21 protein-coding genes are annotated in these 20,119 nt (G+C 39.6%); 9 read left to right on the forward strand and 12 right to left on the reverse strand.

The features are described 5' to 3' along the window. Window positions 1–17: 17 nt before the first annotated feature. Both treR and ACP7A0_RS13045 read left to right on the forward strand, forming a co-directional pair. Complete coding sequence (gene treR / locus ACP7A0_RS13040; protein ID WP_060595768.1) at window positions 18–746, forward strand: trehalose operon repressor; 729 nt, start codon at window positions 18–20, stop codon at window positions 744–746. 73 nt (window positions 747–819) lie between these two features. Then, window positions 820–1,254 (forward strand): terpene synthase, encoded by a 435-nt coding sequence (locus ACP7A0_RS13045; RefSeq protein WP_375567064.1) that lies wholly within the window; start codon window positions 820–822, stop codon window positions 1,252–1,254. Between the two features lie 48 nt (window positions 1,255–1,302). Here the strand turns inward: ACP7A0_RS13045 and ACP7A0_RS13050 are convergent, their stop codons facing one another. Continuing rightward, on the reverse strand, window positions 1,303–5,592 hold the full coding sequence (locus ACP7A0_RS13050; protein ID WP_426005426.1) for a multifunctional 2',3'-cyclic-nucleotide 2'-phosphodiesterase/3'-nucleotidase/5'-nucleotidase: 4,290 nt from the start codon (window positions 5,590–5,592) through the stop codon (window positions 1,303–1,305). Window positions 5,593–5,846: 254 nt separating this feature from the next. Between ACP7A0_RS13050 and ACP7A0_RS13055 the strand changes: the two genes are divergently transcribed. Further along, window positions 5,847–6,365 carry a type 1 glutamine amidotransferase domain-containing protein gene (locus ACP7A0_RS13055; RefSeq protein WP_060595771.1) on the forward strand — a complete coding sequence of 173 codons (519 nt, stop codon included), beginning with the start codon at window positions 5,847–5,849 and terminating at the stop codon, window positions 6,363–6,365. A gap of 112 nt (window positions 6,366–6,477) precedes the next feature. On the opposite strand, the gene ACP7A0_RS13060 is transcribed toward ACP7A0_RS13055, so the two are convergent. Both ACP7A0_RS13060 and ACP7A0_RS13065 read right to left on the reverse strand, forming a co-directional pair. Next, window positions 6,478–6,693, reverse strand: coding sequence for a DUF1128 domain-containing protein (locus tag ACP7A0_RS13060; protein WP_003214000.1), 216 nt, complete (start codon window positions 6,691–6,693; stop codon window positions 6,478–6,480). A gap of 77 nt (window positions 6,694–6,770) precedes the next feature. After that, window positions 6,771–8,126, reverse strand: coding sequence for an alanine/glycine:cation symporter family protein (locus ACP7A0_RS13065; RefSeq protein ID WP_060595772.1), 1,356 nt, complete (start codon window positions 8,124–8,126; stop codon window positions 6,771–6,773). Window positions 8,127–8,300: 174 nt separating this feature from the next. Between ACP7A0_RS13065 and ACP7A0_RS13070 the strand changes: the two genes are divergently transcribed. Genes ACP7A0_RS13070 through ACP7A0_RS13080 form a run of 3 tightly spaced genes read left to right on the forward strand, consistent with a single transcriptional unit; the run spans window position 8,301 to window position 9,961 of the window. Next, window positions 8,301–8,771, forward strand: a complete 471-nt coding sequence (locus tag ACP7A0_RS13070; RefSeq protein ID WP_426005429.1) for a low molecular weight protein-tyrosine-phosphatase — start codon at window positions 8,301–8,303, stop codon at window positions 8,769–8,771. A 20-nt stretch (window positions 8,772–8,791) separates the two neighbouring features. Continuing rightward, entirely contained in the window at window positions 8,792–9,124 is a 333-nt protein-coding gene (locus ACP7A0_RS13075; protein WP_095286080.1) for a hypothetical protein, read from the forward strand. 18 nt (window positions 9,125–9,142) lie between these two features. Next, on the forward strand, window positions 9,143–9,961 hold the full coding sequence (locus ACP7A0_RS13080) for a YihY/virulence factor BrkB family protein (protein ID WP_095286081.1): 819 nt from the start codon (window positions 9,143–9,145) through the stop codon (window positions 9,959–9,961). 209 nt (window positions 9,962–10,170) lie between these two features. On the opposite strand, the gene ACP7A0_RS13085 is transcribed toward ACP7A0_RS13080, so the two are convergent. After that, entirely contained in the window at window positions 10,171–11,352 is a 1,182-nt protein-coding gene (locus tag ACP7A0_RS13085; RefSeq protein ID WP_106043726.1) for an MFS transporter, read from the reverse strand. Window positions 11,353–11,427: 75 nt separating this feature from the next. Between ACP7A0_RS13085 and ACP7A0_RS13090 the strand changes: the two genes are divergently transcribed. From ACP7A0_RS13090 to ACP7A0_RS13100, 3 genes are all read left to right on the forward strand, one after another. Next, window positions 11,428–11,805 carry an OsmC family protein gene (locus ACP7A0_RS13090; protein WP_060595775.1) on the forward strand — a complete coding sequence of 126 codons (378 nt, stop codon included), beginning with the start codon at window positions 11,428–11,430 and terminating at the stop codon, window positions 11,803–11,805. A gap of 64 nt (window positions 11,806–11,869) precedes the next feature. After that, window positions 11,870–12,937 (forward strand): calcium/proton exchanger, encoded by a 1,068-nt coding sequence (gene cax, locus ACP7A0_RS13095; protein ID WP_060595776.1) that lies wholly within the window; start codon window positions 11,870–11,872, stop codon window positions 12,935–12,937. 67 nt (window positions 12,938–13,004) lie between these two features. Beyond that, window positions 13,005–13,787 (forward strand): YfkD famly protein, encoded by a 783-nt coding sequence (locus ACP7A0_RS13100; protein WP_066031779.1) that lies wholly within the window; start codon window positions 13,005–13,007, stop codon window positions 13,785–13,787. A gap of 38 nt (window positions 13,788–13,825) precedes the next feature. Here the strand turns inward: ACP7A0_RS13100 and ACP7A0_RS13105 are convergent, their stop codons facing one another. The 8 genes from ACP7A0_RS13105 to ACP7A0_RS13140 form a co-directional block, all read right to left on the reverse strand. Beyond that, window positions 13,826–14,392 carry a stage II sporulation protein M gene (locus ACP7A0_RS13105; RefSeq protein WP_060595778.1) on the reverse strand — a complete coding sequence of 189 codons (567 nt, stop codon included), beginning with the start codon at window positions 14,390–14,392 and terminating at the stop codon, window positions 13,826–13,828. Further along, window positions 14,385–15,047: an ATP-binding cassette domain-containing protein gene (locus tag ACP7A0_RS13110; RefSeq protein ID WP_060595779.1), complete on the reverse strand. Its 663-nt coding sequence runs from the start codon at window positions 15,045–15,047 to the stop codon at window positions 14,385–14,387. Before ACP7A0_RS13110 ends, ACP7A0_RS13105 begins: the two co-directional genes overlap by 8 nt. Window positions 15,048–15,061: 14 nt before the next feature. After that, window positions 15,062–16,618 carry a hypothetical protein gene (locus ACP7A0_RS13115; protein ID WP_106037178.1) on the reverse strand — a complete coding sequence of 519 codons (1,557 nt, stop codon included), beginning with the start codon at window positions 16,616–16,618 and terminating at the stop codon, window positions 15,062–15,064. Between the two features lie 18 nt (window positions 16,619–16,636). Next, window positions 16,637–17,206: a YIP1 family protein gene (locus ACP7A0_RS13120; RefSeq protein ID WP_159049986.1), complete on the reverse strand. Its 570-nt coding sequence runs from the start codon at window positions 17,204–17,206 to the stop codon at window positions 16,637–16,639. Between the two features lie 64 nt (window positions 17,207–17,270). Continuing rightward, window positions 17,271–17,468: a hypothetical protein gene (locus ACP7A0_RS13125; RefSeq protein WP_024425263.1), complete on the reverse strand. Its 198-nt coding sequence runs from the start codon at window positions 17,466–17,468 to the stop codon at window positions 17,271–17,273. A gap of 460 nt (window positions 17,469–17,928) precedes the next feature. Further along, window positions 17,929–18,648, reverse strand: a complete 720-nt coding sequence (locus ACP7A0_RS13130; RefSeq protein WP_012009270.1) for a YebC/PmpR family DNA-binding transcriptional regulator — start codon at window positions 18,646–18,648, stop codon at window positions 17,929–17,931. 131 nt (window positions 18,649–18,779) lie between these two features. Continuing rightward, on the reverse strand, window positions 18,780–19,181 hold the full coding sequence (locus ACP7A0_RS13135; protein WP_127686801.1) for a nuclear transport factor 2 family protein: 402 nt from the start codon (window positions 19,179–19,181) through the stop codon (window positions 18,780–18,782). A 101-nt stretch (window positions 19,182–19,282) separates the two neighbouring features. Beyond that, window positions 19,283–20,119, reverse strand: coding sequence for a mechanosensitive ion channel family protein (locus ACP7A0_RS13140; RefSeq protein WP_060595782.1), 837 nt, complete (start codon window positions 20,117–20,119; stop codon window positions 19,283–19,285).

Here is a 20,119-nt window from a genome sequence, read left to right on the forward strand (position 1 = left end):
AATGGGGCGGAGGGAAAATGAAAGAGAATAAGTTTCGAGTGATTTATGATCAGCTCGCAAGACGAATTGAACAAGGTGATTGGCAGGATAAAGGCATTCTGCCATCAGAGCATGAGCTATCCTTGATGTACGATACGTCCCGTGAGACGGTAAGAAAGGCATTAAATATCCTTGTGCAAAATGGCTATATCCAAAAAATCCGCGGGAAAGGCTCTGTCTTGCTGAATCGTGAGAAAATGCAATTCCCAGTCTCGGGTCTCGTCAGCTTTAAAGAGCTTTCCCAAACACTTGGCCGAAAGACAGTTACGACGGTTCACGAATTTGGTTTAATCAAACCGGATCAGTATATTCAGTCTCAGCTGAAAATAAGTGGACAGGAGGATGTCTGGGAAGTCATCCGCTCTCGCAATATTAGCGGAGAAGAAGTGATTTTAGACAAGGATTACTTTTTGCAAAAGCATGTGTCAGTCTTGTCGAAGGACATTTGTGAAGGATCAATCTACGAGTATATTGAAGGAGAGCTCGGTGTATCAATCAGCTATGCCCAAAAGGAATTTGTGGTAGAGCCATGTACAGAAGAGGACGCCAAGTATCTTGATTTGAACGGATTTGACCATGTCGTCGTCGTGAAAAATTACGTGTTCTTAGAGGATACAAGTTTATTTCAATACACGGAAAGCCGTCACCGATTAGACCGCTTCAGATTCGTCGATTTTGCAAGAAGAGAAAAAGTGGACAGAGCATAGGCTCTGTCCATTTCAAGTTTTGGGAGAAGGAGAGAGATAGACGACGAATAGATCACCCTTTTTAGGAGGAAAGATGATTAGATTAAATAGACCACTAAAATTAAGAGATTTAGAAATATTCAGCGTGATGAAAGATCATCAGATTTTATGTTATGTCATCATTGAAGATACGCGAAAACCGTTTACGGAAGAAGACAGAAAGCTAGACCCATTATGTTATATGGATAAAGAAGATATACAAGCGTATTTGAATGTTTTTCATATTTCCATTATCAATGATGAGAAATTAAGTGAAGAGGATTTAACGATGGTAAAAGGTTTTTTTGCTGATTTAGTAAATAATACGAACTTAACGAATTTTATTACGAGAGATTATGTTTTAAAGAATTTATATGATGTCGAGGATGAAAATGACATGATGTTCTTTAATAGAATGCTTCGGCATATAGGGTCAGATGATGTGAAAGAATTTGACGACCGCAATTGGATCTATTTATCTCAAGATTAATGACTATTCCATGAAAAAAGGACAGAGCCTATGCTCTGTCCTTTTCCTTTAGGATGATACATTTTTTCTTGTACGCTTGCGCTGGTAGTAATAAAGGATACCGCCTGCGGCGAGCATGAGCACGCCAATCAGTACAGCTGTATACATCATCGTGGCTGTATTCGGCAGTGTGCCGCCTGGGAGGCCGGTTCCTTCTTGGTTTGGATCTGTGCCTGTACCTCCGCCTGGTGCTGATGTTTCGCCGTCTCCACCATTTTGATCTGGGGTTGTTCCAGCTGCTGCATTTTGATTGAGGACGGTGTATTCGCTAAAGTGCTCAGTTTGACCTGATACGACTCCATTTTCGAACGATCCGTTACTTGTTTTGGCGTAACGATTCTTCTCGCGATCCACATAATACACACCAGGTTTTTTCGCCTTTTGAGGCTCGTCTAGTGTAAAGGATAGTGTGACAGGGTCTTTAAAGGTCGAAACCTTTTTCTTGTCTTGTTTGATTTGGAAATCATACGTATCCGTTAATGCGTTTTTCACTTTATCCGTCTTTGTCATCCATATATCTGCGCTTTTCTCTGACAAATTGGAGAGCGGCAATGCGAGTCCCACTTTGTCATGATAGATGGTGACGTTTGGATCTTGCTCTCTTTTCTTCAGCTCGGCTACTTGCGCTTTTGATAGAGACAATTGAACGTTTTTCGCTTTGCTTGCTTTGTCTAGATAGAGCAATGCTTTGTTTGTATGCTGCACATACGTTTGGAATTTCTTATCATCTTGAATGTCATAAGCGCCTTTTCCTTTCACGCGAGGAAGGAACACTTCTTTCACCCTGTGATCGATGACAGGCGAAATCTGCCCGTCTGCCTTTTCAATTTGCTCTTTGAAGATTTCATAGTCGACATAACCTAAGTCTTCGCCGTGAGAGGCTTCTGTAAAGACGCTGTAGCCGTCGCCGCCTGTGCCAACAAAGGCATTTGTGGCTACGCGGTATGTTTTCTCATCATCAATGTCTGTCAGTTGACCTTTTTGGTCTTTCAATTTCACATCAATCAGTCTGCTGCCAGCTGGTTTACTGAGTGTAAACGTATATTCAATGCCAGCTACATGAGGGAATGCACCTCCGCCTTCCTCAATGCCTGACAGCCCCTGTTCGAGTGCTTTTTTAATTTGACTGCCTTTTAAATCTGCGACATAAAGTGTATTTCCGAAAGGCATCACCGTTAAAATATCACCTAAAGTGATATCTCCTTTTTCAATGCTTCCACGAATACCGCCGCCGTTTGTGATGGCAAGGTCAGCACCGGCAGATTCTTGCGCTTTCTGCAGCATGCCGTCGGCAATAAAGTTCCCAAGATTCGTTTCCTTCGCACGGACGTGCTCGCGTTGTCCGTCTAATAGGACATCTGTATAGCCGACTTTTTCTGTTTTTAAATCTTGAATATCTGCTTTGTACCCATCAAGGATCGCTTTTGCATCTGCATCTTCTTTGACAGAGTCATCAATAGAGATCAGGTCAAAAGAAGATTCTTTTGGCTGTACGACGCCTTTTTTGTCAAAGGCTACGTCTACTTTCCCTAAAAATTGTCCGTAGTCTTTCACCTGAGCGACAATTGTAGGTTCTTTTTTATTGATGACCTTTAATTTTTCAACAAGGGTGTGCGTGTGACCGCCAATGATTAAATCAATACCGTCAACTTTTTGAGCCAGCTCAAGATCACGATTGTAGCCAATGTGTGTTAACGCAATGATTTTATTGATTTTTTCTTCTGTTTGAATGGTGTTGACTGTTTCTTTTGCTTTCTTGTACGCATCTTTAAATTGAATGTTAGGACCGCTGCTGGATGTAATGGCTGTGTCTTCAGTCGTTAAGCCGAATACGGCCACCTTTTCACCATTAACATCAAGCAGGATGTAAGGGTAGATCCCGGCTTCTTTTTTCTCACCAGCTTTAAATGAGGCTGGTTTTTTCACTAAGTCGCTCAATTGTTTTTCCTTCGAGACATCCACGTTTGATGACACGACCGGGAATCGAGGCTTTTCAAATTGATGACGGTTTTTCGGATCGACATCTGATGCATCACCTGTCAGAAATTGACGTAGTACAGAAGGACCTTTGTCAAATTCATGATTACCAAACGTCATGGCATCGTATTTCATTAAGTTCATCAATTTCAGATCGGCAAGTCCTTGCCATTTTGTGAAGTATAGGTCACCAGAGAAGACATCTCCAGCGTCCAATAAAATATTGTTCTTGCTTTCAGCACGGATTTCTTTGATCTTTGTTGCGCGTCTTGCCGCATCATCAAGGTGTGCGTGTGTATCGTTCGTATGCATGACTGTTAAATTCCAGTTGTCTGATGAAGGCGGTTCTGTTGTTCCATCCTCTTTAAAGGCTAGCTTGTACACACCAAGACCATCTGTGCTTGCGTTACGAACAAAGTCTACGCTGCTTGATTTCTCAGCAAACGGTTTGGCTAAAAGAGAAGATTCAAATGTTAAAGTTGCGCCTTTCACCGGTGCAATGGCCCAGTTTTGATCAGCACTTGGGTTGATGGTTTTTTGTTCGATAATATAATCCATCAGCACTTGACGGTTCTCATCTGCTGAGGCAAGCACCACTTTATCTTGGGTCAGATGCGGAAAGCCTCCGCCGCCAGAAGCACGATAGTTATTTGTCACGACTAAAAATTCTTGATTGTCAGAGACTGTTTTCCCGTTGTAAGACAGGTTTTTGATGCGGTTTGCATTGGCGTTGACAAGTGTGCCTGTTGTGCTGTATTTAGCAGGCTGCGTCACATCGACTTGGTATGTCACACCATCTATTACATCAAAGTTATACGAGCGGTATTCCTCGTTTAAAATCGGCTGTTCTTTTGAAACGTTCGGTTTGATCTGATTAAACTGTCCGGCAGACATCTCTAACCAGTCTTTCACTTCACTGCCTCTCAGTTTCACAATCTGCACAGTGTTATCGTAAAGGTAGAGATCGCCGATGTTCTTAATCGCTAAATCTCCTTTTGCGATATTTGTATAATAATTCACACCGTTTCGTCCGCCTGCTTTAAACGGGGCACCTGCAGATAAAATCGGTAAATTTTGATACGCAGTGTCCTTCATTTTTTCTTGTGCATACCATTTTTGGGCATCTGTCACAATTTGAATCGAAGGGTCATCCATCACTTGAGCGAAAAAGCTATTAATGTCTGCTTCTGTTTTGCCAACAGGCTTTCTCACGTAATCAAGTGTGTTTTGATGCGTTGTTTGAATGGCATCTTTTACTGTGCTTTTCTGAGATGATACTCCGGCAACAGATTCGATCTTGCCTGTTCCGTCGGTGACCTTCCAGCTACTGCCGTCAGGCTCTAGTGTTAAATCAATGACTCCGAGGTAGCTGCCCCAGTTTTTTGACATGACGACTGGGATGCCGTTGATGGTTCCTTTTGAGACATCGAATTTGTCAACGCCGTTATATTCAGCGCTCGGGAATGTGCCATGCTGGTGCCCAGATACAATGGCATTGATGCCTTTTGTTTTCGTGGCAAGGTCAAAGATCATATTTTCTGATCCTTTAGGTGAAGCTGTTTTTTCAATTCCTGTATGGGCAAGAGCGACAATGACATCTGCGCCTTTCGCCTTCATTTCAGGAATGGTTTCATTGGCAGATTCGACGATGTCCTGCACTTGGACTTGTCCATCTAAATGCTTCTTATCCCACGTCATAATTTGTGGTGGAACAAATCCTATGTAACCAACTTTCACAGTTTGTGAGGCTCCGTTTGCATCTTTAAAGGTTTTATCTTGGATCACGTAAGGTGTAAAACGGTGTTCTCCATTTAGCTTTTTGACGTTCGCATTGACAATCGGGAAGTTGGCGCCCGCAATGGTACCGTCAAGGAAAGATAATCCGTAGTTAAATTCATGATTGCCAAGTGTTCCTGCATCGTATTTTAGTTTGTTGAGTGTATGAATAATGGGGTGAACCTTTGTTTGATTGATGATGCTGTCTTTCTCATGTTTGTAAACGTATTCTCCAAGAGGGGTTCCTTGAATCAGGTCTCCGTTATCAACAAGGAGTGTATTTGGATTTTGTGAACGGTGCTTGTCAATCAGCTCGGCTGTTTTTGCCAAGCCAAATTCATTTGTTTCTTTGTCGCTGTAATAATCATAATTCATCATGTTCGCATGAACATCGGTTGTGGCTAAGATGCTGACCTTTACGGCTTTGCCGTTTTCTGTTTCTGCATGAGTAGGTACTGCTGGGAGAATGAGACTAATCATCATAATGGAAGTGAGCAGAATAGACAGGTTTTTCCTTCGTTTAGACCTATGTGTTTGCTTCTTCACCTGATCTCCGCCTTTCTAATTTTTTTGACCACAATACCTATTGTAGAAATGTTTCGTTAACTTTTGTAGTTATTTTTTGCAGATTATTGTAAAGATAACATAAATCATACGAATTACCTTGTTAAGGGAATGCGAATGAGTCAAATTGCTTATTTTTATCATAAGGGGTTTTCTGATAGGGATAGGATGTTTCATTTCAACATGCCCGGGTATAGTGTGTAGTGTAAACGATAATCAAGCAGGAGGGTTTCTACATGGGTAAGAAAATTGCAGTTGTATTAACAGATTACTTTGAGGATGTTGAATTCACCGAGCCTGCAAAAGCCTTTAAAGATGCAGGTCATGAAATCACAGTGATTGAAAACGAAAAAGGAAAAACAGTGAAAGGGAAGCAAGGAGATGCAGAAGTGAGAGTGGATGCGTCCATTGATCACGTGAAGCCTGAAGACTTCGATGCACTTCTCATTCCTGGCGGTTTCTCACCAGACATTCTGCGTGCAGATGATCGTTACGTCCAATTCACTAAAACATTTATGGATGAGAAAAAACCAGTATTTGCGATCTGTCACGGACCGCAATTGCTTATTACAGCGAAGACGCTGGAAGGAAGAGGCGCAACTGGCTATACATCCATTCAAGTAGATATGGAAAACGCAGGCGCTAAATTTAAAGACGAAGAAGTTGTCGTTTGTCAGGATCAGCTTGTGACAAGCCGTACACCTGATGACATTCCAGCATTTAACCGTGAATCATTAAAACTGCTTGAGAAATAAACCGCAGTTATGACAGGATAAAAAAAGCCAGCACCTTAAGGGGTGCTGGCTTTTTCTGCGCATGATGTAAGGAAACTGCGTGCAGACCGCAAAGCAGCTTCCTGATGCACCATTATTTTCTTAAGTTTTTTAGCTCGCTTGCGATGGCTTGCATTTCACTTGGGCTGAATGAAGATTTTTTCATCACCATTTGGTGAAGAAATTCGATATCTTCGTACTTGTCTGGACTGAAGTCCTCGGCTTTGATGACTCCAATGTTCAGCATATTTAACTTTTGCGAAATGTCTTCAATCAGCTGATTGACTTCAGCCGCTTTTTGCTCTGACAAGGGCGGCACGTCCTTTCCTGCATATATGTCGAATAATATGTCTATTTTAACAGAAATGCAAAAGAATAAAAGGGCTATTAAGATGACACGGAGATGTTTTTCTCCTTTTTCTCCTGCTTAATCTTATCAATGATTCGTTTGGATTCAAATACGACAACCCCTGATAAACCGATGAGCCCGATTAAGTTTGGAATGGCCATCAGCCCATTGAGCATATCTGCTACACCCCAAACGAAGTCATTTTTAAACACGGCACCGAAAAAGACAGCAATGACAAACACGATGCGATAATACATGACGTACGAATCCTTCGCCAAATATGTAAAGCATTTTTCGCCATAATAGGACCAGCCAATGATGGTGGAATAGGCAAACAAGAGCAGACCGATTGCCACAATGGTTGAGCCAACTGGACCGAGGAAATGAGCAAAGGATAACGAGGTCAGCGCATCACTTTTCACTGTTAAATACATATCTGCCATGACAATGGTAATGCCAGTGATAGAACAAACAATGATTGTATCGATAAACACTTGCGTCATAGATACGAGAGCTTGACGGGCAGGCATATCCGTTTTCGCAGCCGCAGCAGCAATTGGTGCTGACCCAAGACCTGCTTCATTGGAAAATACTCCTCGTGCCACACCCCAGCGAATGACAGTTCCAATTGCACCACCTGCCACGGCTTGACCCGTAAAGGCATCTGAGAAAATAAGACCGACTGCGCCTGGAACGAGATCAGCATTCATGACAAGAATGATCAGACCGCAAATGACGTAGAATAAAGCCATGACTGGTACAAAAATAGATGTGACCCGGCCAATGCTTTTAATTCCGCCTAAAATCACGAGTGCCGTAAAAGCCGTAATGATGATACCTGTTACCCATGTTGGAATTTGAAAAGTAGAATTCATGACTCCTGAGATGGAATTAGACTGTACCAGGTTGCCGATCCCAAAGGCAGCACTGGCGCCGAAAACAGCAAATAGAACCCCTAGCCATTTCTGTTTCAATCCATGCTCTAAATAATACATAGGTCCGCCAGACATTTCGCCTTTTTCGTTTTTGATCCTGTATTTAACTGCAAGAACAGCTTCTGCAAACTTAGTGGCCATTCCGAAAAATGCAGCAAACCACATCCAGAATACCGCACCCGGACCACCCGCTATAACTGCCGAGGCCACACCTACGATATTCCCTGTACCGACAGTTGCAGCAAGAGCCGTCATTAACGCTTGGAAATGAGAAATATCTCCTTCTGACATTTTGTCTTGTTTAGAAAAAGCGAGCTTTAAAGAATAAGGAAGTAATCTAATTTGAATGAAGAGAACGCGAAAGGTGAGGTATATTCCAGTACCAACAATTAAAATCAATAGGGGAGGCCCCCACAAAAAATTGTTCATCGTCGTGACAAACTGCTCAATTATTCCCATCTAATATCCCCCTTTGTTTGTGTAATTCTCCTAAAGTTTCTCCTGTTTTTGTGTAATTTGTCAATGGCGATGAGAGCTTTTCTTGCAAAGTTTCCAAAAGAAAAAGGGCTTGATATGATAGAGAAAAGGTTTTCGAAAAGAACTCTTAGGGAAAAGATAGGAGGAGAATGAAGAATGATTCATGTGTTATTCGTTTGTCTTGGCAATATTTGCAGGTCACCGATGGCAGAGGCCATGTTTAGAAAAAGAGTAGAAGATGAGGGGCTTAGCGAGCACTTTGTGATTGATTCAGCAGGGATTGGCGGCTGGCATCAAGGAAGTCCTCCGCATGAAGGAACGCGAAAGCTGCTTGATGAAAAAGGCATCAGCTATGAAGGAATGACTGCAAGACAAATCATGGAGAAGGATATCACCACATACGACTATATCATGGCGATGGATGCAGAAAATGTAGGGGCACTTCGCAGTATAGCCTGCTATGGGAAACATCACTTTATTGGCCGTCTTCTTGATTTTGTAGAAGACGACGATCGAGATGATGTGCCAGATCCTTATTACACTGGGAACTTTGAGGAAGTCCATGAATTAATTGAAACAGGAATTGACCGTTTTTTGACGTATGTAAAGAAAGAGAACCACCTTTAACTGAAAGGAGATCAGACGAGATGGAAGAAAAAAATCAAATCGTGCTCCGAGGAGCTGCCATAGGAGCAGCTTGCGGCGCATTGCTAACTTTATTTCATCGGCCAACGAGAATTGCACTCAAAGACAAATGGAATGACTGCCAGCAAAAGCTGGATGAATACCGCCAGGAGCCAGGCGGAATATCGGCTTGCATGAAAGAAAAGATGGAAGAAACGAAGCAGCTGATGCGAACAGTCTCAGATGATTTGTCATTTTTAAATGAACAGGTCAATCAGTTAAAGGAAACAACCCCAAGGGTATTAGAAATTATTGAAGAAACAAAGGATCACTTTCAATCGAAACAGACAGATTGATCATTGGAGATGAGGCGTATGGGTTTTATTAAAGCGTTAATTGAACGCTTTTTGCTGCATGAAGGACCGGCAAAATCTGCTGAGCTTGCGTATTTCTTTTTGCTTTCATTATTTCCGTTTCTCATCTTCGTGCTGACACTGGTTGGGTATTTGCCGCTGACGTCAAAGGATGTCCTGAGCGTCATTTCTAGTTATGCGCCAGAAGGAGCGCTTTCGATGATTGAATCCATTGCCGATCAGACGCTGAATAATCGTAACGGCGGATTATTATCGTTCGGGATTATTGCCGCCCTTTGGTCAGCATCTAACGGCATTAATGCCGTCGTCAGAGCTTTTAACCATGCTTACGAAGTTGAGGAGAATCGTTCCTTCATTCTCGTACGTTTAACATCAATCATCTTAACGATCGCGATGGTTTTGACCATTATTTTTGCCTTGATGCTACCTGTCTTTGGAAAAGAACTTGGTTTATTTGTCGCTAAATTAGTCGGGCAGTCAGATGCCTTTCTCACCGTATGGACTGCGATGAGATGGATCATTAGCCCGCTGATTTTGTTGATTGTTTTTACATCCTTGTACTATTTTGCTCCAAACATTAGACTGAAATTGAAATTTGTTCTGCCAGGTGCCATTTTTGCATCGATTGGATGGATTTTGGTCAGCATGCTGTTTTCATTTTACGTAGGCGAGTTTGCCAACTACAGTGCGATGTACGGAAGCATTGGGGGAATCATTATTTTAATGATCTGGTTTTATTTAACCGGCATCATGATTATCCTTGGCGGCGAGCTCAATGCGCTTTTACATAAACGTAAAATCGTACCAGGCAAGCTATAAAGAAATCCGGGCATCCTAAAGAAGAACGAACAAGTTCAATCTGAATGGATGGGGGAAATCACATATGTCCAAACAATCGAAAAAAGGCGGAAGCAATACGAAACAAAACAAAGGTCATCAGCCTAAGCACAAAACAAGCGGCAGTGCGAACGGGCAAAATGGATATCACTAAATGAAAAACTCCTCTGCATAGCGCAGGGGAGTTTTTTTCATTTAGAAATGGATGCATTGGAACTTTCAACCACTGCTGCCGTTCGCCCAAATCGAACGCAGAAAAACACGAATAATATCACGATGCTGACAAGGTAAAGTAAATTCATTCCTTCAAACGTTTGCACAAAGATTCCACCGAGAACAGGCCCGAGAATACTCCCTGCACTAAACGCCATCCCGCACATCAAATTTCCCGCAGGAAGCAGATGCTTTGGCAATAAGTCGGTCATATAACTGATGCCAAGTGAGAAGGTAGAGCCTACAGCCATTCCGGCAATAAAGAAACAAATCGCAACAGCCAAAACCGATTGAATGAAAATTCCTGCTAGTAGGAAAAAGAAAGACCCGACGAGTGTGACACATAAAATGATGCGGCGCCTGCCAAACCGGTCGCTGAGCATCCCGAGAGGTAGCTGAAAGACAATACTTCCAATGGCAAACGCAGGTAAAATAAACGCCACTGCATCCACTGTTACCCCGCTTCTAAGTGCATACACAGGGAAGTTGCTATTGAGTGTCGTTTCTAAAAAGCCATAGCAAAACGGCATCATAAAGGCGACCCAGCCAAATTGAAAGGCTTTCTTAAAGCGCTTCAAACTGTTTGTCTGCTCTGACGTCTGCACTTCGCCCGTATCTGGATATGTATTTTTCAAAACAAAAACAAGCAGCCAAATACATAAACTAACGGCACCAGAAACAATGAAAGGTAAAGATGGGTTGATTTCAATGAGTGGTGTTAAAAAAGGTCCAGCGGCAAAACCGAGTCCAAAGGATAACCCATACAATGAAATATTTCGCCCGCGATTTCTCGATGACGACGCATAGGTCACCCACGTCTGTGTAGAGAAATGCAGCATATGATCACCAATCCCGATCATGAGCCGCAGGAAGAACCAGACGACATAAGATTCAAAAAACACAAAGCTAAACAAGCTTAAAAAGACAGCAGCGCCCCCAATGACAATTAACGGCTTAAACCCAAACCGGCGAAGCGGCGCTTCCATAAAGGGAGATGCTAGCAGCACGCCAAGATATAAGCCTGTGGCATGCAGACCGTTTAACGTAGGAGAAGTGCCGGCATGTTCAAAAATAATCGAAATGACAGGCAATAACGCTCCCTGCGAAAAACCAGATACAGATACAAGTAAAATTAAAATCATAAAGTGAATTCTCGACATAAGAAGCTCCTTACAAGTTCATATTTTCATCGTACAATGGAACCATAGGGGTTTCAATAGAAAGGTGGAAAAGGAATGAAACTGATATACGAAACGGACCGGTGGATTGCGGGAACAGATGAAAAGCAGCTGTATATCTCAGGAAAAGAAGAAATGGGGTACAGGCCATCTCAATTGTTCACCTCAGCTATTGCAGGCTGCTTTGGAGAAATGCTCATTCATGTATGCCGGAAAAAGCGAATATCCTGTGAAGGGCTGTCGATCACACCTGAAACGACAAGAGCAGGAGCTGTAAACAAAATCTCCCGTATTCATTTACATATCATTTTTGAACACATCAATACATCTAAAGAACAAATAGATAAAGTCATCACAATTGCTTTGAAGCATTGTTCGATGGTGCAGTCTGTGAAAGGAAGTATTGAGGTCACCTTCTCACACGAACGAATCTAAATGTATATGATGCCGGCACTCACGAAAGAATAACAATCAGACATATGTAAAGGAGAATGGCTGTATGAATCGTTTGTTTCTTGTGATTGTCGCAATTGGTGTGCCGCTATCGGTCATTGGCAGTTTTCTTCATTTCCCGCAGGTCATCATGTTTGCCGTGTATTGTATCGCCATTATTGGTCTTGCTAGTTTTATGGGAAGAGCCACAGAAAGTCTTGCCATCATAGCGGGCCCAAGAATTGGCGGGCTTTTAAACGCCACATTTGGAAATGCGGTAGAGTTAATTATTTCATTTTTTGCATTAAAGCAAGGACTGACAGCTATTGTACTTGCTTCATTAACTGGATCAGTTATCGGAAACTTACTGCTTGTGGCGGGGCTGTCTTTTTTCGTTGGCGGATTAAAATATAAGCGCCAAGTGTTCAATGTCCACGATGCAAGGCACAACTCGGGCTTGCTCATGTTTGCCATTATTGTGGCGTTTGTCATTCCAGAAGTGTTTTCGGTGGAGATGGCTGAGGATAAACAATTTGTTTTAAGCATTGGAATTAGCATTGTGATGATTTTGCTTTATGTCGCAGCGCTCTATTTCAAACTGGTCAGCCACCGCGGAGTCTATGTTGCCAAGCTGGAGAGCATGGACGGGGAAGCGGAGACGGAAGAAGAAACACCTGAATGGTCTGGTAAGTTTGCCACTGTGATTTTGCTGCTTGCGACGATTGCCGTTGCGTACATTTCAGAGCGCCTCGTCCATACATTTGATACGGTGGGAGAACAATTTGGCTGGAGTGAGCTGTTTATCGGAGTCATTATTGTGGCCATCGTCGGAAATGCCGCAGAACATGCCTCAGCTGTCATCATGGCGTATAAAAACAAAATGGATGTCGCGGTGGAAATTGCTTTTGGCTCAACGCTTCAGGTTGCCATGATGGTCGCGCCAATCCTTGTCATCAGCTCTCTTTTTTTCAATAAGCAGATGCCGCTCATTTTCTCTTTACCAGAGCTCATTGCGATGGCATCCGCTGTGTTACTCACGGTCATTTTATCAAATGATGGTGATACAAACTGGTTTGAAGGTGCCACATTACTTGCTGCCTATTTCATTATGGCGATTGGATTTTTCCTTTTATAATCTTTTGTGGATAAGGGACGTCTTTGCGGAAAATACTATGGAAAAATGAATGAGAAAGAGTGATGATATGAAAAAGATGCCCCGCATCATGTTTGTTGTTCTCTTATCCTTAAGTTTTCTATACAGCTTTCCACTAGAGGCGGCGAAGCCATTTAAAGTGCCATCCTCTGTCGCTAGTATCTCAAAGGAGAATACGTATCCGAACGCGTCACAGGATCAGCCCCTGCTCCAGCCGAGTGAGCTGACAGCTGAATTGTTCAAAACAACGAATGTACCGATTGAGAATACCCATTTGATCAAAATGCTGAATGAATCCAGCATTTCAGGGACGCCATTAGCTGTTGGTTACCGCGCGACCATTTTCCTTGGCAGATGGGCACTGAGCTACGATTCAAACGAAACGGTCGCCAACTGGGAATACAAAAAAGTGAATATGAACCATATTGATAACAGAGGCGGCAACAAAACAGCCATTGGCAAATACGTTCAAAAGCAGCAAGTGAAAGTAAGCGGCGGGCTCACAGCAAAAGTGCCAAGCCCAGAAGATGTGAAAACATTGATGATGCAAAAAGCCATTCAAAAAACAAAGCTGCCCCTCGCTTTTGACACCGTCATTGGCGCAGGAACAAAACGAGATCAGTCGTACCATGTCTCTCCGAAAAAAGCAGCTTCACTTCATGCCTATGCCCCGGCCATTAACGAAAAAGGAAAGGTGACATACGGAGAAGTGTACCTTGTGCTTAAAGGAAATAAACGCAAACTCGTCGTGAAAAACGTGACCTCACAAGGAATCGGCGCTTGGATTCCTGTTCAGGATCACCTGACGTTTGGGTTTCAAGGGATGAATTAACATAGTAAAACCCCCTCTTTCACTATAGAAGAGGGGGTTTAATTTGTCGTAAAGTTATTAATGTCAGGCGTGATATAAAACTCTATGATGGCCGAGAAAAATAATAGTATAGTTACTAGCACAAGCCCTGTACAAGTAATTTTACATATATTTTTAAAATTTATTTTCTTCTTTTTATCAAACAATAAAAGGATGGCCTCTTTCAGAAGGATAAAACCAATACCACCAGAAATCATAATAGCCATCAATTCGCTTATACCATGAGGTAAGATGAGAAGTAATGATTGTAAAGGATGCATTAAATACGGAATCGAAATTTTAAAAGCTCCACCAATCATTAATCCATTGATAAACAATATGTATACACTAGATAAACCAAAAGTAACCATTCCAACTATCATCATGATACATATAGATAAATTTTGAAAGAAATAATCAAAAAAATGACGTTGATCATTTATTCTAACAATATCCTCTGAATAATCTCCGTTTGTCATATAAAATCCCATGACCATTCCAATTGTTATGAAGAAAATAGAAGGTAAAATAAGCACTTTTAAAGCATGGTAAAAATCTTTTAAGTAACTCTTAATTGCTTTACTCATCAGTAAACAGCTCTTTTAAATTTTCTGTCGTCACGTTTGTTAATTGCTGATTCCGAAGAAGATATGTAGAGTGACTGAGCTCTTCAACAAAATCTAAAGTATGTGATGAAAAAAGCACACTTCCAAATTGAAGAAATTCTTTTAGCTTCTGAACTAATTTAATACAACTAGATGGATCTAGCCCATTAAAGGGTTCATCTAAAATAAGTAATCGAGGTTTTAATAAAAGAGCAAGTGAAATAGCTAATTTCATTTTCATTCCTTTAGAATAGTCTCTAATTAATTTGTTGGACAGGTAGTCAAGTTCAAAGAATGAAAGCATAGTATTGATTTCTGTTGAGTCTAACTTTTTGTTGTAGAGTCTAGAAACAAAATTGATATACTCGGATGCAGTTAAGTATTCATATACAAGAGAATCATCAGGTACAAAGAAAAGGTGACTTGAATAATGACGATCCTTAGGTTGCTTATCTAAAAAGCGGATAACGCCATCATCAGTTAATCGTATGCCACAAATGATCTCAAATAGAGTCGTTTTTCCTGCGCCGTTTTTTCCTATAATACCAACAGAATCATGTGGCTTAACATGAAGAGACAAATCATGGAGAATGGATTTGTTGTTAATTTGGACATGAATATTATCTAACTTTAACATTTTACTTCCCCTTTTTACTTACTTAAATTAAGAAATTGTATCTTAAGACTAGAGATTTTCAAAATAATAAAAATAAATATCAAATAAATCAATGTAGAGATAATAAAAGCAAGGTAATGCTGTTTATCAAATATGATTAGCATCAGTCCTTCCAGCAAAAAACAAAATAGAATTAGCAAATTCGCAGTCATTTTTGCTTTGCTTGAAGGAAGATTACTTACAAAATTTCTTTTAAATTCTGGATAACTAATGCTTGATAAGAAATAAATACAATTGAATAAGATCATTTGTGTTATTGCCATAACACAAATGAAAATAAAGAAAGGGAAAGACATTTGAAATATGATTGCAGCTATTGTAAAAAGGATAATGAACAGCGTGATATTAATTGAACTAGAGAGAATAATGTGACTTCGTACGATGAATTTGGGATGAATCCCAGTCAATTTCAGAAGTTGAAAACGTGCACCATGAAAATCGATGCTTGCGAGAAAGCAATATGTATCTGATAACATTTTAACAATGGCAGCTGACAGAATGATAAAAACTAAACTCTCATTAGCATTCATAAATGTTGGTATTCTATAATAAAGCAAATATAAAATAAGTATGATAGAAAATAGCGAGCTAAATAAAGGCAAGTATGTCATAATAATTTCTTGTTTTCTTTGTCTTTTGATGTAAGCAATCATTAACTGGATGAGAGACAGCTCCTTTCTTTCATGAAAGGAAAGGTGAGAAATCATTGTTTTAACCTTTCTTTTTTTTGAATTTTCACCAATGAAATGTGCTCTTACCCCATTAGAAAAAGAAGTTCGAATCAATAACATAACGATGATTAATAATGAAATTTGTAAAAAAATGATGAATTTATCTTGGAAAATTGTTGGTAAAACCGCAAAAGGCATTTGGGATATCCAGTTGAAAAACCAATTAAGCATTGAATGAGATTGGAAATCTATTTTGTTGGATAAAAAAATAACAGCTAATATAGACAAAACAAAAATTCTCAGAATTGAAAAAAACAATTGGTATGCTGTCGCAATATAACGGTACCCAATGACAGATAAGTAGAAAACCGCAAATTTCATTATATAAAGAAAGCATACAGAGTTAAGTGTAAATACAATGCCTAAAAAAACCGAACCTATTTGTGAATAATGATATAAAAAAATTGTTGGAATAAGAATTGAAGAGATTAAAACCTCTTTCAAAAATGTGGTTTCAAAATATTTTGCTAGTAACAACTCGTGAAAAGAAAGTGGTGATACAATTAATAATTTCAGGTCATTTTTTGTAGATGTTTTATAAACAGTATTTGTAATGGATTGCTGAATTCCTGTTAATAAAAAAGTAATGATGAAAAAAGTTGATATGTAAAAGATCTCGTTATGTGAAAATAAATGATTGGTATATAATTGAGTCATTATAGTGGTAAAAACTGCGCTGAATAAAAGAATGACGGATAGAGCGACATAAACAAATAAGTCATTCTTTATTTTTAATTTTGGAAGTCGATAGTAAAAAAAAGATTTTTGTCTAAAATAAATATATGTTAGTACATTTCTCATTAGAAAAATGAATCTCCTTTATCTAAAAATATGAGTTATATCACTTCCGAAAAATATAATACATACCTCAATGATTACGAAAATTATCGCAATAGCAATTAATTTTTTTATTTTCATGTTGATTAGTACATGAAAGCCACATATTAACAACATATATCTCCAGATATTAAAGGGATTTATGATAAAGATGGCAAGGGCTGTTAGAAAATGATCGTACTGAGATATATTGGTGTTATCTAAAAATGGAAAGAATAAAAGGCTGATGGCAAAAAAGATTTTTGGCATTTGACTAAATCCATAAATTGAAATGGTCGTTTTGAAACTGATTTCTCTATCTAACATAAAAGTATTTAATAACAAATAGATGGTAAAAGAAGTAATGAAAAAAGTCATTAATGAAAAAAAACTCATACCTAAAGCTATTAAATATAACCACTTGCTTTCCACATGTTCAAAGCGTTCAAAAATGACTTGAATATAAAGTAAGGGTATTAAAGCAGAAAATAATAATGGAAGAGCTATGTTAGGTTTTTTATTAAGAGAGTACATCAATTCTAATGGCTGATAAAAAATCTTGAAAAATCTCATAACGTAAGAACAACCTTTCATTAAAAGAGGAGAGAATCCTCTCCTCTTTGTTAAATCTAGTATACTACCAGTTTATTGCCTGTTTTGTTCCCCACTTTGCGACAGCACCTCTAATAAGTGGGTAAGCAATTGCTCCCCAGCCATACGTAGCACCAGCAAGTCCTATTATCGTTAGAATTCCTAAACCATTATTTACAGCATTAACTATTTCCGTTGCTGTTCCAATAGTTAAAAAAAATTTCGTGGCTACTTCAAATATCAACGTCTACACCCCCTTTCATGACTTTTTGTCCTTTTTGTTTCTTACCTCACTTCTATAAAAGTCAATAACATTAAATAATAACCAAGCAAGGAAAAGGAAATAGATAATTTTTGTAAAGTGAGAGAAGTTGTTAAAGATAAACCCCATAGTAATAAATGGTATGATCATAAATCCAAAATACTGTTTCCACCATATTTTAAAAATAATAACACCACCTAACTTTTATATATAAAATTATGTATTATTTCTCGTAATCACTATAATACAACTAGACAAAGGAGTAGTAAACCTTTTTTGTTAAATTTTACACAAAAATAGAATATTTAACTTTACTCTATTAAGATACGTTTTTCCTAATTTGAATATAAAGTTTTGCTTTCAAAAGATATTATGAGTTTTAAATAAAAAAGCCATAACATAAGTTTATTTAAATAAACTTATGTTATGGCAAAATTTCCTTTTATTCCCCTAAATCCACATTATGATAAACCTGCTGCACATCTTCAAGCTCTTCTAATACATCGATTAGTTTCTCGAATTGTTCTTTAGATTCATCATCTAATGTCACTTCATTTTGAGGAAGCATTGTGATTTCAGCGACAGTAAATTCTTCGACGCCGGCTTGTTTGAATGCTTCTTGTACTTGATGGAATTGATCTGGTTCAGCGTATACAATCACTGTTTCATCTTCTTCCATGATGTCACGTACATCAACGTCTGCTTCCATTAAAAGCTCAAGCGTTTCTTCTTCACTTTTTCCTTCGACACCGATGACAGCTGTTTGGTCAAACATGTAGGCAACAGAGCCGCTTACGCCCATGTTTCCACCGTTTTTCCCGAATGCCGCACGAACATCTGACGCTGTGCGGTTCACGTTATTGGTAAGGGCATCAACGATCACCATTGATCCGTTTGGACCAAATCCTTCGTAGCGCAGCTCATCGAAATTCTCTTCCGCACCGCCTTTGGCTTTTTCAATGGCACGGTCTACAATGTGTTTTGGGACACTATATGTTTTTGCACGTTCTAGGACAAAACGAAGTGCTTGGTTTGATTCTGGGTTTGGCTCACCTTGTTTGGCAGCCACATAGATTTCACGCCCGAATTTTGCGTAAATACGACTTGTACTGGCATCCTTTGATGCTTTCTTTTCTTTAATGTTGTTCCACTTACGACCCATCTTATTCACTCTCTTTCACTTAGAAAATACACAGTATGAGGGTCCCCATGCTGCATGAAATCATTCTGTTTTCTATTATACATGAATTAGTCAAGAGGATAGAAGTTAGAGGGCTGAAATGAAGAGATTTCTTAGCTGATGTGTCCAAGCTGTTCAAGCGTTTCATGCTGCTTGTGAGATCTCGTCAGCTCGTCGCACCGAATGATCCTGCCATCTAATAACGTGAAAAGAGCCATGACATCAATTAAACCCCTGTCCCCGCTTGCGAGTTCCACATTTACAGTGTAACGAAAACACCCTTGCTGCGTATCTTCATCAAATAACACATCATGAAAAACGGGGATCTCAAGCTGTTTTGTCAATCCTTTTAATGTGGATAGATGCTTTTTAAACTCATCAAGTGTCGAAACCTTTCCATCAGTCACTTGCTGATAATCAGGTGAAAAATAAGCCTCCACTTTTTCTATATTGAATTTGATTAATACCTCTTCATACATCTCTTTAATAAATGATATCGCTTCTTTTTTTGTCATGAATCAACATCCTCTCTTTATGTTAACCAGTTAACTATAATCCATTATAATTAACTGGTTAACAAAAAACAATCAAAAAAATAACCCCATCATAAATGAGGTTATTTTGCAGGCTGGGGATAAACGAGATCTTCAAGCAATTTGACATCATGCTGATGAAGTTGTTTGATCATTTCTTTTCGGACAGCGAGGGCAGCATCGAAGTATTTTTCGTCTTCGACCATTCCTTTCACTGTGATCTCAATCCCGCGGTTCAGCTTGTTCAGGCCCATAATGCCATGGACTTGAAACGGTTCAATGGCATGTTGAAATTCATCTTTTTTGAGAAAATCATGATGCATCTGATTTAAATTGTCACAGGCCGTTTCGAGTGCTTGAAAGGCTGTATCTGGGTTTTGATTCGCACTAATTAATACAGACTCCGTAATCCGCATGTAGTGCATGTTATAGTTTTGAATTTGCCGGATGTCTCCGTTAGAGATGGTTAACAGCTTGCCGCTCCATTCTCTAATTTGCAGAGAGCGGAGACCAATCTCTTCAATCGTTCCATTAAAGAGGTTATTCACTGTCACATAATCCCCTTTATGAATCTGACGTTCATAGATCAGAAAAATGCCTGCTAAAATATCGCGAATCAGTGTCTGGGCGCCAAAACCGATGACGATCCCAGCAACACCAGCACCTGCAAGAATTTTTCCGAAATCATGAAAGAAGAGAGAAATGACATACATGACAAAGCAAATCGAAGCGGTGTATTTTGTAACAGATTTGACCAAGCTCTCGATCGTTTTTTTCTTCTTGTCCTCTATAAACTCCGTTCGTTTAAAGAAAATTTGAAGCGCTTTGTTAATCATAAAGACGGCAAGCCAAAGAACGAGTCCAACAAGGAGAATTTCAATGTATTTGTTCTTGACTATTGTCAGAAAAGTATCGTCCAT

The organism is Bacillus sp. DWP3-1 (assembly GCF_049896565.1).
Classification (GTDB): domain Bacteria; phylum Bacillota; class Bacilli; order Bacillales; family Bacillaceae; genus Bacillus.